Below are 16,825 nucleotides of genomic sequence, written 5' to 3'. Positions count from 1 at the left end.
CCACCGCGAGACCGTATGATCGATCGCTTGACCACCATGGAGCGCACATGACCACGATCGCAACGCTGAACGCATGCGAGGCCGCCGGCTTTGTCGAGGCCCTGCGCGGCATCTATGAACATTCGCCCTGGATCGCGGCGCGCGCGGCACCCGCGCGCCCGTTCGCCAGCCTGGCCGCGCTCAAGCGCGCCTTGCAGTCGGTGGTGGACACGGCCAGCATCGACGAACAACTGGCGCTGCTGCGCGCCCACCCGGAACTGGCCGGCAAGGCGGCGATTGCCGGTGCCCTGACCGCTGAATCGACGAGCGAACAAGCCAGCTCGGGGCTGGACCGCTGCACCCCGCACGAGTACGCGCAGCTGCATGCGCTCAATGCCGACTACAACGGCCGCTTCGGCTTTCCGTTCATCCTCGCGGTCAAGGGGCCGACCGGCCAGGGCCTGTCGCGCCAGGCCATCATCGCCACCTTCGAGCGGCGCATCGGCAATGCGCGCGGCGACGAGCTGCGCGAGGCGCTGCGCCAGGTGCACCGCATCGCCGAGATCCGGCTGAACGCGCTGCTGGGTGTGACGCCGTCACTTGGCGCGCGCGTGATGGACTGGTGCGAAGCGCTCGGCGCCATCAGCGACGTTGAGACGAACCTGACCTGCGCCTACATGACGCCGGCCCACCAGCGCACCGCCGCGTGCATCGCCGGCTGGATGCGCGCGGCCGGCATGACGGTCCACATCGACGCGGTGGGCAACGTCGTCGGCCGCTACGCCGCCGCGCAGCCAGGCGCAAAAACCCTGGCGACCGGTTCGCACTACGACACCGTGCGCGATGGCGGCAAGTACGACGGGCGCCTGGGCATCCTGCTGCCGATCGCCGTCGTCGCCGACCTGCACGCGCGCGGCCAGCGCCTGCCGTACGACCTGGAAGTGATCGCGTTTGCCGAAGAAGAAGGCGTGCGTTTCCGCAGCACGTTCCTGGGCAGCAGCGCCATTGCGGGCAGCTTCGACATGGGTTTATTAAGCGCCGTCGACAGCGAGGGCGTTACGCTCGGGGACGCGCTGGCGCAGGCTGGCCACGACCATTCGGCTATCGCCAGCATCGCACGCGATCCTGCGCTACTGCTCGGCTTTGTCGAAATCCACATCGAACAAGGCCCGGTGCTGCTCGAACGTGGCCTGCCGCTGGGCGTGGTGAGCGCGATTGCCGGCAGCTCGCGCTATATCGTCGAACTGCGCGGCGTGGCCAGCCACGCCGGCACTACGCCGATGGACATGCGGCGCGATGCGGCCGCCGCCGCCGCCGAGATCGTGCTGCTGGTGGAAGCGCGCTGCCGCCATGGCGCGGCGCTGGTCGGCACGGTTGGCCAGCTCGAGGTACCGGGTGGCTCGGTCAACGTGATTCCCGGCGCGTGCCGCCTGTCGCTCGATATCCGCGCCGCCGACGATGCGGTGCGCCTGGCCGCAGTGGCCGATATCCTGGCCGGCATCAGCGCCATCTGCGCCGCGCGCGGCATCGGCGAGCGGCTGGTCAAGCTGCTGGAGATCGATGCCGTACCATGCGCGCCGCGCCTGATGGCGCAGCTTGGCGCCGCGGTGGAACGGGCCGGCCTGCCCCATTTCGACCTGCCATCCGGCGCCGGCCACGACGCCATGCGCATGGCAGAATTGACCGACGTGGCGATGCTGTTCGTCCGCTGCGGCAACGGCGGGATCAGTCACAATCCGCTCGAGACGATGACGGCGGACGATGCCGATATCGCGGGGCAGGTGTTGCTGGACTTTCTAAAAAACTTCAGCGAGACGCCAGGTTGACGGCGTTTTACAAGCGCCGTGTTCAGGATGTGCCAAAGCTGATGAAGGTACGTTGCGACCGGTCGCGAGCCACCAGTACACGGGCCTGCTCCACCGGCACACAATCCTGCAGCGTGAACGCCGCTGCCTGCGCCTTCACGGCTTCGGCGACCCTTGCGGGCTCTGTCACGACGTCATAGGTCCCGCGCTTGAATCTCAGATGCTCGATACCGTCGTCGCCAGCTTGCGCCGGCTTGACGACGACCAGCGACCAATGGTCTTCATCGCCAGTAAATTGCGTGCGCTTCAAGTAGCCATTCACGCGCTTCGCAACCGGCCCCTCGGCAGATAGTGTGCTTTGGTAGGGTGTCATCGGACATAGCAACGTCCCGGCGGGCCAGTCCAGCCCCGCCAGCAGCACGACGGCATCGGGACGCAGTTGCGACAGCTGGCGATCTAGCGGGTGCTGCTCCTGCGCACAGGCGCCAAGCATCAGCAATCCCAGGACGATGACAGACAGGGGCGACCCGGCCCGCGTGAACGCGTTGATCACGCAAGCCCTTTCAACACGTCCGCCAGCTTGCCGAACAATTCATCCACATGCTGGCGCTCCATGACCAGCGGCGGCGAGAGCGCGATGATGTCGCCCGTCGTGCGGATCAACAGCCCGGCGGCGAACGCCGCCTTGAGGGCCGCATAGCCGCGCGCGCCCGGCTGGCCCGGGATCGGGGCCAGCTCAATGCCGGCAATGATGCCGAGCGAGCGCAGGTCGATCACGTGCGGCAGGCCGCGCAGCGATTGCAGCGCTTCGTCGAAATACGGCTGGATGGCTGCCGCATTGGCCAGTACGCCCTGCTCGGCAAACACGTCGAGCGTGGCCAGCGCCGCGGCGCACGCCAGCGGGTGGCCCGAATAGGTATAGCCGTGAAACAGCTCGATGCCGGGCGGCGCCTCCATGAACGCATCGTGGATGAAGCCCTTGGAAAACACGGCGCCCATCGGCACGGCGCCGTTGGTGATGCCTTTCGCGGTCGTCATCATGTCGGGTTCGACGCCAAACCAGTCGCCCGCAAACGGCGTGGTCAGGCGGCCAAAGCCCGTGATGACTTCGTCGAAGATGAGCAGGATGCCGTGCCGGTCGCAGATCGCGCGCAGCCGCGCCAGATAGCCCTTGGGCGGAATCAGCACGCCGGTCGAACCGGCCACCGGTTCGACGATCACGGCGGCGATCGTCGACGGATCGTGCAGCAGCAGCATGCGTTCGAGGTCGTCGGCCAGCTCGGCGCCGTGGTCGGGCTCGCCGCGCGCGAAGGCATTGCGCTCGGGGTCGTGCGTGTGGCGCAGATGGTCGACACCCGGCAGCAGCGGGCCGAACGCCTTGCGATTGGCGCCGATGCCGCCGACCGACAGCCCGCCGAAGCCCACGCCGTGGTAGCCGCGCTCGCGGCCGATCAGGCGCGTGCGCCCGCCTTCGCCGCGCAGCCGGTGGTAGGCCAGCGCGATCTTGAGTGCGGTGTCGACCGCTTCCGAACCGGAGTTGGTATAAAACACATGGGAGAAACGGCCCCCGCTGAAATCGATCAGCCGTTCGGCCAGCTCGAACGCGGCCGGATGCCCCATCTGGAACGTGGGCGCGAAGTCGAGCTGGCCGGCCATCTGCGCAATCGCCGCCGCGATCCTTGGCTGGCCGTGCCCGCACGGCACACACCACAGGCCGGCGGCGCCGTCGAGCACCTGATTGCCGTCGACATCGCGGTAGTACATGCCTTCGGCCGAGACCAGCAGGCGCGGGGCGCGTTTGAAGTCGCGGTTGTTCGTGAATGGCATCCAGAAGGATGACATGCTGCTGGGCCTGGCCTGGTGCATGACGGATCTCCTGCCTCGATGGCGACGGTAGATGGTGACGATAGACAGTGACAGTAAAGCGCGCGGCGCTTGTCTGCACGCCCCGAGTCGATGGTATGCTAACGCTTACAACTATGACAATGCAAACCCATGTCGACTTATAGCACCCCTGTACTGACCACCCAACGCCTGATGCTGCGCCCGCTGGCCGCCACCGATGCACGGGCCCTGTATGCCATTTTTTCCGATCCCACCGTCGTGCGCTACTGGAGCGCCGAGCCGTGGACCGACATCTCGATGGCCGACACCGCCATCGCGCGCGCCCTCGAAGCCTACCGTGACGAGACCGAACTGCGCTTTGCCATCGAGCTGGCGGGCAGCCGCGAAGTGATCGGCACCGTCGCCCTGCACCACTTCTACAACCAGTACAACCGCTGCGAACTGGGCTACGCCATCGCCAGCGGCCACTGGGGCAATGGCTACGCCAGCGAAGCGATCGAAGCCGTGCTCGATCACGGCTTCAACGAGGTCGGCATCAACCGGGTCGAGGCCGACATCGACCCGCGCAACGATGCATCCGCCCACGTGCTGGAAAAACTCGGTTTTCGCAAGGAAGGCTTCATGCCGCAGCGCTGGCGCGTGCACGGCGAATACGCCGACACCGTGTTCTACGGCCTGCTGCGCGATTACTGGAACGACCGCAAGGCGTCCTGACGACGATGCAAAGGCCTCCCATGAAAACCATCGCAGCGTGTTCGGCCCTGGCGCTTGGGGTTCTTGGGCTGGCCCCGCAATCGGTCGCGGCGCAGGCCACGGTGCCGGCCTGGCGCGAAATCACCATCTACGCCAGCGACGCCAGCTATCCGCAGGCACTCGTTCGGCGTGGCGTCCAGGGCGCGGTCACGATCGAACTCACGCCCGGCACGCGCGGCCGCAAGGCCGCAGCGACGGTGCGCGAGTCGTCGCGCTCGGCCGACCTCGATGCGCTGGCCCTCGGCATGGCAAAGCAGTTGGACATCACCGGCGCGGCCGACGCCGCCAGCGGACTCATTACCTACCAATTCCGCAAGGATCACAGCGCGACCATCGCCACCAAGACCTGCGCCGACTTCAATGTCGATGCGGCGTACCAAAGCGCGACATTCCCGGAGCGCAGCCTGCGCGAAATGCCCGTGTTTTATGAAAGCGTGGGCATGCTGATCTACAGCTTTCATCGCTCAGGCGAAAACCGGGCCTTTCCACCTGTCGTAGCGATCCTCGACGCCACGGTGGCCGCCTGTGCACGCACGCCGCAGGCAGGCATGCTCGACGTGTTGCGCCAGGAAGCGCTCAAGCTCATCGCGCCGTAGCATCCTTCGTGCAGCGCCGCCGTATTGACACGCAAAACCGTGCCCCGCTCATCCACGCTGACGACCGCTCGCCCCGGCAATCGCCCCGTTCGTCGGATCGCCCTTGGCCTGGACAAGATGCATCCCTACAGTAGGGTCATCACTCTTTGAAAGGACTGCACGTGAAAACCATTCATACGCCCGCCAGCCGCTTCCAGTCGATCCTGCGTAACGCCGAAGTGGCCGGCCGCACCACCTGGCGCCTGGCCAAATCCGGTGCACGCTACCTGACCCGCATGCCGTGGCCAGTGCTGCTGGTACTCGCGATCGCGCTCGCCGCGCTGGTCACCATCGTGCCGATCGTGCTGGCCCTGTTCGTTGGCCTGCTGGTACTCAAGTTCGTCGCCGTGGCCGTGTTTGGCCGTCCACAGCGCCGCCTGCGCCACACGAGCGGGGAATAAATCATGGCGGCTGTCCAGATCAACCGCGCACTCGACTTCGTGCGCGACGCCATGCGCGAAGCGCGCGCCCTGTGGTGGCGCTTCTTCGACTGGCTCGCGCTGATCGAATGGCGCCAGCTCTACCTGGTCTGGTTCCTGGGCTTCGTCGCCGGCCTGTTCGTCAACCTGGTCGAACCGGCGATCTGGTTCATCCTGGTTTCGTTTGGCGTCAAGGTGCTCGCCGGCGGCAAGCGCCGCGCCGAACTGCTGGCGCGCGATGCGTCGAGCAAGGCCGACGTGGCCAATCTCGAACGGCGCCTGACCGAGGCGCAGATGGCCACGCTCCAGGCCCAGGTCGAGCCACACTTCCTGTTCAACACGCTGGCGCTGATCGGCCAGCTGATCGAAACCGATCCGAAGGAAGCCGCGCGCGTGCACGGCCACCTGATCGAATACCTGCGCGCGTCACTGCCGCAGATGCGCGGGTCGATGGGCAAAGGCGGCACCGGTGGCACGCTGGGCAAGCAGGTCGAACTCTCGCGCGCCTATCTCGCCATCATGCAGGCGAGAATGAAGGAACGGCTCCAGGTCCGCTTCGAGGTGCCCGATTTTCTGGGCAGCGCGCCGTTCCCGCCGATGATGCTGCAGACGCTGATCGAGAACGCGATCAAGCACGGACTCGAGCCCAAGGTCGCGGGCGGCACGATTATCGTGCGCTCGCGGGTCGAAGGCGCCACATTGCATGTGGATGTTCTGGACGACGGCGTCGGCTTCAACCTGCATGCCGGCAGCGGCGTGGGCCTGGCGAATATCCGCGAACGCCTGGCGCTGTTGTACGGCAAAGAGGCCGAGCTTGTGATCGAAGCACCGGTAACAGGCGGCGCCTGCGTGTCGATTCGCCTGCCTTACCGGATGACCGAAGACGGCTGATATTACGATGCACTCCTCCATGCCCACTGCCCTGATTGCCGATGACGAAGCCCTGATGCGCGACCAGTTGCGCTCGCGCCTGCACGAGGCGTGGCCCGAGCTGCGCATCGTCGCCGAAGCCGCCAACGGCGTCGAGGCGGTGGCGCTGGCGGCGCAGCACAAGCCGGACATCGCGTTCCTCGACATCCGCATGCCGGGCATGGGCGGCATCGACGCGGCAAGGCAGTTGTACGCCGACTGCCACATCGTGTTTGCGACCGCTTACGACCAGTACGCGGTCGAAGCATTCGAGCACGGTGCGATCGATTACCTGCTCAAGCCCGTGACGCTGGCGCGGCTCGATACCACGGTGGCGCGCCTGCGCCGCCAGCTCGAGCACAAGCCGCAGGACATCGGCGCCCAGCTGGCCCGGCTGGCGCAACTGGGCGACCAGCTGCTGGGGCGCGCAGCGCCCTCGGCGAAACCGGCTTATTTGCGCTGGATCCAGGCCCAGTCAGGCACGAGCCTGCGCATGGTCGCGACGTCCGAGGTGCTGTTCTTCCAGTCCGACGACAAGTACACGCGGGTGCAGACGGCCACCGCCCAGCACCTGATCCGCAAGACGCTCAAGGAACTCGAAGAAGCGCTCGACCCGGACGAATTCTGGCGCATCCACCGCTCGACACTGGTGCGGGTCGATGCGATCGCCGAAGTGCGGCGTGACCTGCGTGGCCGGCAGATGCTGACGCTGCACGGCTATCCCGAGGCGCTCGAAGTCAGCCGCAACCACAGCACGCTGTTCCAGCAGATGTAGCCGTGCACGATCACACCGCCCCAACGACCGACGCTGCTGCCGATGGCGCAGGCGCCAGTTCGCTGTTCGCCATCTTCCGGATCTTCCTGATCCTGGGCCTGCGCTCGTTCGGCGGCCCGATCGCCCACCTGGGCTACTTTCGCAACGAATTCGTCGTGCGCCGCCGCTGGCTGGACGACGCGCGCTATGGCGAACTGGTCGCACTGTGCCAGTTCCTGCCCGGGCCAGCGTCGAGCCAGGTCGGCTTCGCGCTCGGCGTGCTGCGCGGCGGGGGCGTACTGGGTGGCTGCGCCGCGTGGCTCGGTTTTACCCTGCCATCGGCGCTGCTGATGCTCGCCTGGGCGCTCGGGGCCACGGTCACGACCGGCCCGCTGGCCTCTGGCGCGGTGCACGGGCTGAAACTGGTGGCGGTCGCCGTCGTCGCGCAAGCCGTGTGGGGGATGGCGGGTACGCTGACGCCCGACTGGCAACGCAAGGTGATTGCCCTGGCCGCCATCGCAATTGTGGTCGTTGCTGCCGGTCCCGGTGGCCAGTTGATTGCCATCGCGGCCGGTGCCCTGGCCGGCTGGGCCTGGTGCCGCGGGGAGGGCCCGCACGGCGCTGCTCCGCTTGCGTTTCCGATCAGCGTGGCGGGTGGCATCGCCGCGCTGGTCCTGTGTGGTTTGCTGTTCGTGCTGTTGCCCGTCGCCGCCGCTGCCACGCAGTACCGGCCGCTCGCCCTGTTCGACGCCTTCTACCGGTCAGGCGCGCTCGTGTTCGGTGGCGGGCACGTGGTGTTGCCGCTGCTGCAGGCCGAAACCGTTGCCAGCGGCTGGATCGGCAGCGAAACGTTCCTGTCGGGGTATGGGATGGCCCAGGCGCTGCCCGGGCCGCTGTTTGCGTTCGCCGCATTCCTTGGCGCGCAGGCCGGGATGAGCGCCACCGCCGTCGGCGGCGCCTGCGTGGCACTGGTAGGGTTGTTCTTGCCGGGGCTGCTGCTCGTCTACGGCGCGCTGCCCTTCTGGGCCCGGCTGCAGCGCCAGCGCGCGCTGCGCCACGCCGTCATGGGCGCCAATGCGGCCGTCGTGGGCATCCTCGGCGCCGCGCTGTACGCCCCGGTCTGGACGAGCGCCGTGCTCGACCTGCGTGATGCCGTCGTGGCGCTGGGCTGCTTCATGCTGCTGGTGACGTGGCGCGCGCCGGCCTGGCTGGTCGTGACCCTGGCCGCCGCAACCGGCGTACTGATGACGCTGGTCTGACGAGCGTCTCCAGTCAAGCCGGGAAATAACGCGTGCTGTCGACATCCTCCATCAGCGTGCCCTGGCGTGGATGCCAATCGAGCACCTCGCGCGTCCAGCTGCACGCTGCCGGCACGTCCATGCCGGCGAAATGCGCCAGCGCGCCAAAGTGCTGCGCTGCTGCAGCGCGCGCGATGCCGGTCACCGGCACGCCCAGCCGGCGTCCGATCGCGCCTGCAATCTCGCTGAACGGCACGCCCTCCTCGGCCACGGCGTGATAGCGCGCACCCGGAACGGCGCGCTCGAGCGCCAGGCGAAACACGCGCGCGGCATCCAGACGATGCACCGCCGACCAGCGGTTGGCGCCATCGTCGACAAATGCCGCCACCCGTTTTTCGCGCGCGAAACCGATCATCATCGGCACCAGGCCATGGTCGCCCTCACCATGCACGGATGGCGGCAGGCGCACGACCGACGCATTCACACCGCGCGCGACCAGTGCGCTGGCGGCATGTTCCGATGCGCGCGGATAGGCCGAGCTGAGCGGGAAAGTCACATCCTCCTCGGTCGCCGGTCGGCCCTGCACATCGAGCACCATGCCTGACGTCACAATCAACGGACGATTCGAGCCCTTGAGCGCCGCGCCCAGCGCCTCAATCGCGCGCCGGTCCTGCTGGCAGTTGGCGGCGTACCGTGAAAAGTCGTGATCGAACGCGGTATGGATCACGCCATCGGCCGCCGCGACCGCATCGCGCAGTCCCTCCACATCATCGAGCGTGCCGCGCCACGCCCGCACGCCAAGTGCGGCCAGCGCCGCCGCGCCGTCTTCCGACCGCGTCAGGCCGGTGACGGTATGGCCAGCGGCGAGTACATCCTGTACCACGGCAGTGCCGACGAATCCGGTCGCACCGGTAATGAATACATGCATGACATCCTCCTTGTTGGGTTGATGTCCACTATCGACGAGCTGCGTATCCGGGTAAAGTAGTGACTTTATACGGGTATAAGAGGTAACAGGATGGATGGGGCAACGAGCCGCGACAATCCGCTGGGCAGCTACCTGAAAGACCGCCGCGCCCGCCTCGATCCGGCAGCGCTCGGGCTGGGCAGTACGCGCCGGCGCACGCCTGGCCTGCGGCGCGAAGAGGTCGCGCAGCGCGCCAGTATCAGCACCACCTGGTACACCTGGCTGGAACAGGGCCGGGGCGGCGCCCCGTCGGCCGAGGTCGCCGGGCGCATCGCGCGGGCACTGATGCTCACCGGGGCCGAGCGCGAGCATCTGTTCCTGCTGGCGCTGGGGCGTCCGCCGGCGCCGCACCATGCACCGCACGCGGCAATCTCTCCCCGCATCCAGCGCGTGCTCGACGCATTACCGGCCAGCCCGGCCTTCATCAAGACCGCCAGTTGGGATGTGGTCGCCTGGAACCGCGCCGCTGCGGCGGTGTTCGGCTACGACAGCGCCACACCCGAGCAACGCAATATCCTGCGCCGTATCTTTTGTGACCCCGCCACGCGCGCCGCCCAGCGTGACTGGGACAGCGTGGCGCGATTCGTCGTCGCGGCCTTCCGGGCGGACATGACGCGCGCCGGCGTCGATGTCCAGTCGGACCCGCTGGTCCGCGAGCTGCGCCAACGCAGCCCGGACTTCGACGCGCTGTGGCAAAGCCGGGATGTCGGCACCTACGGCGAAGGCACGAAGCAGTTGCGCCATCCGGTTGCCGGCTGGCTCGCGCTGGAATATTCGTCGTTTGCGGTCGATGCTCGCCCGGACCTGTCGATGGTCGTCTATAACCCGGCGACGCCGGACGATGCGGCGAGGATCACGGCGCTCGTGACGGGCTGAGCTTGCGCGTGCCGGCCCGATCAGCCGAACACGCCCTCGTCTGACCCATCGCCATCGAAGAACCCGCTCGGCTCATCGCCATGGTTGCTGTCGGCCAGCGGATCGTCGGCCGCGTTCGGTTCATCGATGGCGCCGATGCCCGCCTGGTCGGCCAGTGCGCCACCGCTGTTTGCGTCGCCCGTCCCGGCGTCGGCCAGCAGATGATTGGCGCCACCTTCCGCGCCGGCTCCCGCACCATTGTGATCGAGCAAATTGCCGATGCCATGGAACAGGAAACTACCGGCCGCCACACCGGCCGCCGTGGCCGCGATCGTGCCCAGCATGCCGCCGCCGGCGCCGCCCAGGAAGCCGCCGCTGCGGGCCGGTGCTGCCGCACCCTGCACTGCGCTTTGCACTGGCGCTGGTGTGGACGGATTGCTTTGCGCCGAATTGCCCCACGTATTCGCGTCGAGGAACCCGCCGCTGCCCTTCGTGGTCTGACGTTCCAGCTCGGCGATGCGCGCCTTGGCATTGCCCAGCGCCTGCTCGACCAGCAGCGCGCGCTGCACCAGCAGGTAGGCGGCGTCCGGTTGCTCGGCCACCGCGCGCTGGATCAGCGCATCGGCTTGCGGATCTTTCGTCACGCCACGGGCCTGGACCAGCTGGCCCAGAAAGTCCTGCAAGGTTTTTTCGTCTGACGGGTTCATGATGGTCTCCGGTTGGAAGGTACGATATGCTTACATTGTGGGCCCGTTGTCGAAATTTCAAGCATCTTTGGATTGTCTTCGCTGTTCCAACCAACCGAACCGGGAGCATGCCATGCCTTCCACCGTCGTCCCCTGCCTGCGTTACCACGACACCCCCGCCATGCTCGCCTGGCTGTGCACGAATTTCGGCTTCACGATACGGCGTTGCATCCCGGGCCGGCAAGGCGAAGTGGCCCACGCCGAGCTCACACTGGGCGATGGCATGGTCATGATCGGCACCCACTCGGAAGATGACTATGGCCGGTTGCTGGCGACACCGGCGCAGGCTGGCGGCTTGCTGACGCAAACGATCTGGCTCCACGTGGATGATGCCGACGCCGTGCATGCCCGCGTGCTCGGCAGCGGCGCGGTGATCACCCAGCCGATCGACGATGCGCCGCAGGGCGGGCGTGCGTTCGCCTGCCGCGATCCGGAGGGCCATCTGTGGCAGGTCGGGACCTACGATCCGTGGGGCGCCGCCTGATGCTGGCTCGGCTCGGCGCTTGTTTGCTATGCTAGCGCCCTTGCGCCGCCTTCACGATCGGGCGGCCCGTCATATTTAGGGAAAGCACATTATGGTTTCGCTGCAAGAGCAGTTACTCAAGGCCGGCCTGGTCGACAAGAAAAAGGTCAAACAGGTCACCCAGGCAAAAAGCAAACAGCACAAGCACGAGCTGCGCACGGGCGTGGAGTCGGTCAACGAAGCGCGCGAAGCGGCGCTCGAGCTGCAGCGCAAGAACGCGGAGCGTGCGCGCGAGCTGAACACCCAGCGCGATGCGGCCGCCGCGCAAAAAGCCATCCTGGCGCAGATCGCGCAGATGGTGCAGAAAAACAAGCAGCCCAAGGGTAAGGGTGATGTGCCCTACAACTTCACGTTCGGCACCAAGATCGAGCGCATCCACGTGACGTCGCAGATCGTCGAGCACCTGGTGGCTGGCCGCCTGGTGATCGTGCACATGAACGGCAGCTTCGAGCTGGTGCCGCGCATTATCGGCGAAAAGATCGCCCAGCGCGATGCGTCGATCGTCGTGCAGATCAAGAAGAAAGTACAGGAAGTGGAAGAGGACGATCCGTACGCGGACTTCAAGATTCCGGACGATCTGATGTGGTGATGGTAGGTTGTAATGCGGTTGGAACGGCGTCGCGACGCCGTTCCGGCACTGGATTACTTCTTGGTCTTGTCTTCGATGTTCTGAGTAGCAGATCCGTTCCGGCTCGTAGTCGACGTACGCTCGGTCTGCTTCTTCGGCTGGCCCATGCCGGCCGATGTGGTTTCCTGCTTGCTGCTGCCCTGGAAATCCGTCGAAACCGAATTCGCGCTGTCTTCCGGCTCTGCCGCCGGATTGGCGCGCTTGTCCGGGGTGCCCGTGATCGGCGCTTGCCGGTCAGCCGTTCCTGTCTTGGCGGGCTGAGGCAAGGTCGGGGTGATCTGGGCTGCGGCACTTGCCGCGATCACGACGCCGCTGAGTAGAACGATCAATTTTTTCATAGCAAGCTCCAAGTCGATATGTATATATCATCACTTTGTGATCAACCCGGCGATTACAAGAGCTGATTGATCGAAGCTGCCAGTACGGCGCGCAGACGTTTCTGCGCGCCATGAACGCTTTCCTTCAAGACTGCAGGTCCTGGCCCCCGAATGCATTCGGCAACTGCGCCGCTGCCGTGGTCTCGAAGATGGCACCCGTCAGGTTGGTCAGGATCACCGGCAGTTCATTACCCCCCAATTCCAGGATCACTTGCCGGCAGGCGCCGCACGGCGCGATCGGGCCTTCGGTCTGGCCGATCACGGCCAGCGCTGCGAAGTCGCCCGGCTTGTAGCCGTTGGCAATAGCGCTGAAGAACGCCGTGCGCTCGGCACAATTGCACAGGCCGTAGGCGGCGTTTTCCACATTGCAGCCGCGGAAGATACGGCCATCCTTGCACGCCAGCGCTGCCCCCACCTGGAAGTTGGAATACGGCGCGTACGCCAGCTCGCGCGCGGCGCGCGCTTCATCGATCAGTTTTGTGTAGGTCATGGTGTTTCTTTCAAGGACGGACGATGCGGTGAATCATTGGCTCGGCAGCGGGCTGCGTGTCGCCGATCTGGTAAGCCGCCTGCACCTGACGTACAGCGCGCTCGGCCGCCTCCGCCGAACGTGCATGCACCATCGCCAGCGGCTGGCCGACGGCGATCCCGTCACGCAGTTCAACCAGGTTCGTCAAACCCACGGCGAAGTCGATGCTGTCCTGTGGCCGCACACGGCCGCCACCCAGCGCGACAACCGCCAGGCCCAGGCCACGGGTGTCGACCGAGACGGCGTAACCGGCCTGCAGGGCTGGTGCCGGCACGATGACAGGCGCCGTTTCCAGGTGTGCGTCCGGCTTGTCCATCAGGTCGGCCGGGCCGCCCAGCGCCGTGACCATGCGCGCGAAGCGCTCGGCTGCTTCACCCGAGTCGAGCGCGGTTTGCAGTTTGGCGCGCGCTTCGGCGTCCGTGCCTGCCAGGCCCGAAATCACCAGCATTTCGGCACACAGCGCCATCGTCACTTCGTGCAGGCGCGCCGGGCGCGCCTTGCCGGTCAGGTAATCGATGGCGACGCGCACTTCGACCGCATTGCCGGCCGCGTGGCACAGCGACTCGTTCATGCCCGTCAGGATGGCCGACGTGCGGGTGCCGGCGTCATTGCCGACGCTGACAATGGATTCGGCCAGTTCCAGCGATTTTTCCGCTGTCGGCATAAAAGCGCCGCTGCCCACTTTCACGTCCATCACCAGGGCATCGAGACCCGCCGACAGCTTTTTCGAGAGGATCGAGCCGGTGATCATGGCCACCGATTCGACGGTCGCCGTGGTGTCGCGGATGCTGTAGAAGCGCTTGTCGGCCGGCGCCAGCTGGGCGGTCTGGCCGATGATGGCCACGCCGACGTCCTTGACGACACGGCGGAAGGTGTCCGGGTCAGGCACGGTGCTGTAGCCGGGGATCGCATCGAACTTGTCGAGCGTGCCGCCGGTGTGGCCCAGGCCCCGGCCGGAGATCATCGGCACGAAGCCACCGCAGGCCGCGATCATCGGGCCGAGCATCAGCGAGACGACGTCGCCGACGCCGCCGGTCGAGTGCTTGTCGACGACCGGGCCTGGCAGGTCCAGTGATTTCCACTCCATGACCTGGCCCGAGTCGCGCATCGCCAGCGTGAAGGCGACGCGTTCATCCATCGTCATGTCGTTGAAGTAGACCGCCATCGCGAGCGCGGCGATCTGGCCTTCGGTGACGCTGCCGTCAGGGATGCCGCGGACAAAGAACTGGATCTCTTCGGCCGACAGGATGCCGCCATCGCGTTTTTTGCGGATGATTTCTTGGGGGAGGAACATATTGGTGCTTTCACGTTGTAGGGTGGGCGGGTTCCCCGCCCACGCGGTGATGGTTGGCTTGTGCCAGCCCGCGCACGAGAGCGGCGCCGCTACCGATCACCGCGTGGGCGGCATAGCCGCCCACCCTACGTCGTCAAGAAGTTAAGGGTTGAAGAAGAGTCAGGACGTCAGACGCCGTACGGGATCCAGACGTTCTTCACCTGGCTCGCATGCTGCAGCACGACGCGCCCGCCGGCCTGCTTCGGATCGAACCAGTCGCGCCCTTTCGCGCCGCCGGTCCAGGTGCGCTTGAGCGTCTCGCTCGACAGGCGCTCGACTTCGGCACACCCCTCGGCAGAACCGTCATGGCGCCACACGGCATCGATCTCGCCATGCGAGGCCAGCGTGCGCGCCAGTTCATCGGCCGAACCAGTGACGATATTGAGCGCCCCGCCCGGCAGGTCCGACGTATCGAGCACCTGGTACAGGTCGATCGCCGACAGCGGATGTTGCTCCGATGGCACCGCCACCACGCGGTTGCCCAGCGCCAGCGCCGGGGCGACCAGCGAGATGAAGCCCAGCAGCGGGTTCTCGTTCGGGCACACGATGCCGATCACGCCCACTGGCTCGTTCAGCGCCACGGTGATGCCGTGCATCGGCGGCTGGTGCACCTGGCCGTCGTACTTGTCGGCCCACGCTGCCCAGTAGAACAGGCGCTCGACCGAGGCTGCCACTTCGCGCGCGGCGTCGGTCGAACCAGTCTGCTGCGCGATGCGTGCGGCGAATTCGTCGGCGCGGATCGCCAGGTTTTCGGCGATGTAGTACAGCACCTGCGCGCGGTTGTGCGCGGTGGCCTTGGCCCAGCCGGCCGCCTTGTGCGCTGCTTCGACGGCGTTGCGGATGTCCTTGCGGCTGCCTTCGCCAATATCGGCCAGGAACGCGCCGTTGGCACCATTGATCGCGCGGCTGTAGGCGCCGTCAGGGCGCGCCTGCTTGCCGCCGATGTACAGCTTGGCGGTGCGGTCGATCGCGAACGGGCTGTCGGCATCCGCCGCTTTCACGGCGCCCTTCGCAGCGCCCTTGACAGCAAACACCGGCGCAGCAGGCCGTGCATCTTCCGACAGCGGCGTCAGGTACTCGTACATGCCTTCCTTGCCGCCTTCGCGGCCATAACCCGATTCCTTGTAGCCGCCGAAACCGCAGCCTGCATCGAACTGGTTGGCCGTGTTGATCCAGACCACGCCGGCCTTGATCTGCGGGACGACGTCCAGCGCCAGGCTGATCGACTCGCTCCAGACGCAGGCGGCCAGGCCGTAGACGGTGTTGTTGGCCAGTTGCACGGCTTCGGCCGGGGTGCGGAAGCTCATCGCCACCAGCACCGGCCCGAAGATTTCGGCCTGCGCCACGGCGGCCGATGTCGACGCGCCCGTGATCAGGGTTGGCAGGTACCACGAACCGGACGTCGACAGCTCGCCCGTCGGTTGCCAGACGTCGCAGCCTTCGGCGCGGGCCGATTCGACCAGGCCGTGGATGCGCTGCTGCTGCACCGGATCGACCAGTGCGCCGATGTCGTTCGACTTGTCCAGTGGCGAACCGACGCGCAGGGTTTCCATGCGCGCCTTGACCTTCTTGATGAAGCGCTCGTACACCGATTCCTGCACCAGCAGGCGCGAACCGGCGCAGCAGACCTGGCCCTGGTTGAACCAGATCGAGTCGACCAGGCCTTCGACGGCGGCGTCCAGATCGGCGTCATCGAACACGATGAACGGCGACTTGCCACCCAGCTCGAGCGACAGCTTCTTGCCGCTGCCGGCGGTCGATTTGCGGATCAGGCGACCGACTTCGGTCGAGCCGGTGAACGCGATCTTGTCGATACCGGGGTGGTTGACGATGGCCTCGCCCACACGGCCGTCGCCCGTGACGATATTGACCACACCAGCCGGCACACCAGCGCGCTGGCAGAGTTCGGCAAACAGCAAGGCGGTCAACGGCGTGTACTCGGCCGGCTTGAACACCACCGTGTTACCGGCAGCCAGCGCTGGCGCGATCTTCCACGCCAGCATCAACAGTGGGAAGTTCCACGGAACGATCTGGCCGACGACACCGACGGCGCGGTAGTCCGCGAATTCTTCGGCCTGCAGCTGCGCCCAGCCGGCGTGATGGTAGAAATGACGGGCCACGAGCGGCAGGTCGGCGTCGCGCGTTTCGCGGATCGTCTTGCCGTTATCCAGCGTTTCGAGCACAGCGAACAGGCGCGCATGCTTTTGCAGCAGGCGCGAAAGCGCGTACATGATCTTGGCGCGGCCATGGCCACCCAGCGCGACCCAGCCCGGCTGCGCGCGGCGCGCGGCTGCAACGGCGCGTTCGACATCGTCGTTCGTTGCCTGCGTGACCTGCGCCAGTTCGATGCCATCGGCCGGATTGGTCGTGGCGAACGTTTCACCGGCGTCGCTCCAGGCGTTGTCGATGAAGAGGCCAAAGCGGCGCTCGTGACCGTCCAGCCATGCTTGCGCTTCCTTGGTGGTCTCGAGAGCGGGGCCGTAGTCCATGGTCTGAAGAATCTCTTTAATTGTTGGCATGACGTATCCGG

18 protein-coding genes are annotated in these 16,825 nt (G+C 66.4%); 10 read left to right on the top strand and 8 right to left on the bottom strand.

Going from position 1 to position 16,825, the window contains the following annotated elements; all coding sequences use genetic code 11:
• Window positions 1-47: 47 nt before the first annotated feature.
• Window positions 48-1,805: an allantoate amidohydrolase gene (locus AC1MGT_RS16565; protein WP_499501092.1), complete on the top strand. Its 1,758-nt coding sequence runs from the start codon at window positions 48-50 to the stop codon at window positions 1,803-1,805.
• 22 nt (window positions 1,806-1,827) lie between these two features.
• Here AC1MGT_RS16565 and AC1MGT_RS16560 read toward each other — a convergent pair whose 3' ends face one another.
• Both AC1MGT_RS16560 and aptA read right to left on the bottom strand, forming a co-directional pair.
• Window positions 1,828-2,337: a hypothetical protein gene (locus tag AC1MGT_RS16560; protein WP_499501090.1), complete on the bottom strand. Its 510-nt coding sequence runs from the start codon at window positions 2,335-2,337 to the stop codon at window positions 1,828-1,830.
• Complete coding sequence (gene aptA / locus AC1MGT_RS16555) at window positions 2,334-3,650, bottom strand: omega-aminotransferase AptA (protein WP_499501089.1); 1,317 nt, start codon at window positions 3,648-3,650, stop codon at window positions 2,334-2,336. The genes AC1MGT_RS16560 and aptA overlap by 4 nt, the downstream gene beginning before the upstream one ends.
• Before the next feature lie 129 nt (window positions 3,651-3,779).
• On the opposite strand from aptA, the gene AC1MGT_RS16550 reads away from it, so the two are divergent.
• The 6 genes from AC1MGT_RS16550 to chrA all read left to right on the top strand — a co-directional run bounded on the left by AC1MGT_RS16550 (window position 3,780) and on the right by chrA (window position 8,358).
• The gene (locus AC1MGT_RS16550; RefSeq protein WP_183557469.1) at window positions 3,780-4,343 is read left to right on the top strand and encodes a GNAT family N-acetyltransferase; all 564 of its coding nucleotides are present in this window, start codon (window positions 3,780-3,782) and stop codon (window positions 4,341-4,343) included.
• Between the two features lie 20 nt (window positions 4,344-4,363).
• Window positions 4,364-4,978 (top strand): TonB family protein, encoded by a 615-nt coding sequence (locus tag AC1MGT_RS16545; RefSeq protein ID WP_499501087.1) that lies wholly within the window; start codon window positions 4,364-4,366, stop codon window positions 4,976-4,978.
• Window positions 4,979-5,139: 161 nt separating this feature from the next.
• On the top strand, window positions 5,140-5,418 hold the full coding sequence (locus AC1MGT_RS16540; protein ID WP_332530174.1) for a hypothetical protein: 279 nt from the start codon (window positions 5,140-5,142) through the stop codon (window positions 5,416-5,418).
• A gap of 3 nt (window positions 5,419-5,421) precedes the next feature.
• On the top strand, window positions 5,422-6,327 hold the full coding sequence (locus AC1MGT_RS16535) for a sensor histidine kinase (RefSeq protein ID WP_499501085.1): 906 nt from the start codon (window positions 5,422-5,424) through the stop codon (window positions 6,325-6,327).
• A 19-nt stretch (window positions 6,328-6,346) separates the two neighbouring features.
• Window positions 6,347-7,120: a LytR/AlgR family response regulator transcription factor gene (locus AC1MGT_RS16530; protein ID WP_499501083.1), complete on the top strand. Its 774-nt coding sequence runs from the start codon at window positions 6,347-6,349 to the stop codon at window positions 7,118-7,120.
• Window positions 7,121-7,122: 2 nt separating this feature from the next.
• A complete protein-coding gene (chrA, locus tag AC1MGT_RS16525; protein ID WP_499501081.1) occupies window positions 7,123-8,358 on the top strand; it encodes a chromate efflux transporter in 1,236 nt (411 codons plus the stop codon).
• 13 nt (window positions 8,359-8,371) lie between these two features.
• On the opposite strand, the gene AC1MGT_RS16520 is transcribed toward chrA, so the two are convergent.
• Entirely contained in the window at window positions 8,372-9,265 is an 894-nt protein-coding gene (locus tag AC1MGT_RS16520; protein ID WP_499501080.1) for an SDR family oxidoreductase, read from the bottom strand.
• Between the two features lie 90 nt (window positions 9,266-9,355).
• Here AC1MGT_RS16520 and AC1MGT_RS16515 point away from each other — a divergent pair, with 90 nt between their 5' ends.
• Window positions 9,356-10,180 (top strand): helix-turn-helix transcriptional regulator, encoded by an 825-nt coding sequence (locus AC1MGT_RS16515; RefSeq protein WP_499501078.1) that lies wholly within the window; start codon window positions 9,356-9,358, stop codon window positions 10,178-10,180.
• Between the two features lie 20 nt (window positions 10,181-10,200).
• On the opposite strand, the gene AC1MGT_RS16510 is transcribed toward AC1MGT_RS16515, so the two are convergent.
• Entirely contained in the window at window positions 10,201-10,866 is a 666-nt protein-coding gene (locus AC1MGT_RS16510; protein ID WP_499501076.1) for a DUF2076 domain-containing protein, read from the bottom strand.
• 112 nt (window positions 10,867-10,978) lie between these two features.
• Between AC1MGT_RS16510 and AC1MGT_RS16505 the strand changes: the two genes are divergently transcribed.
• Both AC1MGT_RS16505 and AC1MGT_RS16500 read left to right on the top strand, forming a co-directional pair.
• Entirely contained in the window at window positions 10,979-11,389 is a 411-nt protein-coding gene (locus tag AC1MGT_RS16505) for a VOC family protein (protein WP_499501074.1), read from the top strand.
• A 91-nt stretch (window positions 11,390-11,480) separates the two neighbouring features.
• On the top strand, window positions 11,481-12,017 hold the full coding sequence (locus AC1MGT_RS16500) for a DUF2058 domain-containing protein (RefSeq protein WP_183557442.1): 537 nt from the start codon (window positions 11,481-11,483) through the stop codon (window positions 12,015-12,017).
• 53 nt (window positions 12,018-12,070) lie between these two features.
• Here the strand turns inward: AC1MGT_RS16500 and AC1MGT_RS16495 are convergent, their stop codons facing one another.
• The 4 genes from AC1MGT_RS16495 to AC1MGT_RS16480 form a co-directional block, all read right to left on the bottom strand.
• Entirely contained in the window at window positions 12,071-12,394 is a 324-nt protein-coding gene (locus AC1MGT_RS16495; RefSeq protein ID WP_499501073.1) for a hypothetical protein, read from the bottom strand.
• A gap of 124 nt (window positions 12,395-12,518) precedes the next feature.
• Window positions 12,519-12,923 (bottom strand): cytidine deaminase, encoded by a 405-nt coding sequence (locus tag AC1MGT_RS16490; RefSeq protein ID WP_332530163.1) that lies wholly within the window; start codon window positions 12,921-12,923, stop codon window positions 12,519-12,521.
• Window positions 12,924-12,933: 10 nt separating this feature from the next.
• On the bottom strand, window positions 12,934-14,256 hold the full coding sequence (gene deoA / locus AC1MGT_RS16485; protein ID WP_499501072.1) for a thymidine phosphorylase: 1,323 nt from the start codon (window positions 14,254-14,256) through the stop codon (window positions 12,934-12,936).
• 167 nt (window positions 14,257-14,423) lie between these two features.
• Window positions 14,424-16,814 carry an aldehyde dehydrogenase family protein gene (locus tag AC1MGT_RS16480; protein WP_499501071.1) on the bottom strand — a complete coding sequence of 797 codons (2,391 nt, stop codon included), beginning with the start codon at window positions 16,812-16,814 and terminating at the stop codon, window positions 14,424-14,426.
• Window positions 16,815-16,825: the final 11 nt, after the last annotated feature.

This window comes from Telluria sp. BA11, from assembly GCF_056680305.1.
This window is presented reverse-complemented; position numbering and strand designations above follow the sequence as displayed.

Bases quoted from the DNA above. Each gene is read 5' to 3' on its own strand.
- AC1MGT_RS16565 (WP_499501092.1), top strand. From the start codon at position 48: ATGACCACGATCGCAACGCTGAACGCATGCGAGGCCGCCGGCTTTGTC.
- aptA (WP_499501089.1), bottom strand. From the start codon at position 3,650: ATGCACCAGGCCAGGCCCAGCAGCATGTCATCCTTCTGGATGCCATTC.
- AC1MGT_RS16550 (WP_183557469.1), top strand. From the start codon at position 3,780: ATGTCGACTTATAGCACCCCTGTACTGACCACCCAACGCCTGATGCTG.
- AC1MGT_RS16545 (WP_499501087.1), top strand. From the start codon at position 4,364: ATGAAAACCATCGCAGCGTGTTCGGCCCTGGCGCTTGGGGTTCTTGGG.
- AC1MGT_RS16535 (WP_499501085.1), top strand. From the start codon at position 5,422: ATGGCGGCTGTCCAGATCAACCGCGCACTCGACTTCGTGCGCGACGCC.
- AC1MGT_RS16530 (WP_499501083.1), top strand. From the start codon at position 6,347: ATGCCCACTGCCCTGATTGCCGATGACGAAGCCCTGATGCGCGACCAG.
- AC1MGT_RS16520 (WP_499501080.1), bottom strand. From the start codon at position 9,265: ATGCATGTATTCATTACCGGTGCGACCGGATTCGTCGGCACTGCCGTG.
- AC1MGT_RS16515 (WP_499501078.1), top strand. From the start codon at position 9,356: ATGGATGGGGCAACGAGCCGCGACAATCCGCTGGGCAGCTACCTGAAA.
- AC1MGT_RS16510 (WP_499501076.1), bottom strand. From the start codon at position 10,866: ATGAACCCGTCAGACGAAAAAACCTTGCAGGACTTTCTGGGCCAGCTG.
- AC1MGT_RS16505 (WP_499501074.1), top strand. From the start codon at position 10,979: ATGCCTTCCACCGTCGTCCCCTGCCTGCGTTACCACGACACCCCCGCC.
- AC1MGT_RS16500 (WP_183557442.1), top strand. From the start codon at position 11,481: ATGGTTTCGCTGCAAGAGCAGTTACTCAAGGCCGGCCTGGTCGACAAG.
- AC1MGT_RS16495 (WP_499501073.1), bottom strand. From the start codon at position 12,394: ATGAAAAAATTGATCGTTCTACTCAGCGGCGTCGTGATCGCGGCAAGT.
- AC1MGT_RS16490 (WP_332530163.1), bottom strand. From the start codon at position 12,923: ATGACCTACACAAAACTGATCGATGAAGCGCGCGCCGCGCGCGAGCTG.
- deoA (WP_499501072.1), bottom strand. From the start codon at position 14,256: ATGTTCCTCCCCCAAGAAATCATCCGCAAAAAACGCGATGGCGGCATC.
- AC1MGT_RS16480 (WP_499501071.1), bottom strand. From the start codon at position 16,814: ATGCCAACAATTAAAGAGATTCTTCAGACCATGGACTACGGCCCCGCT.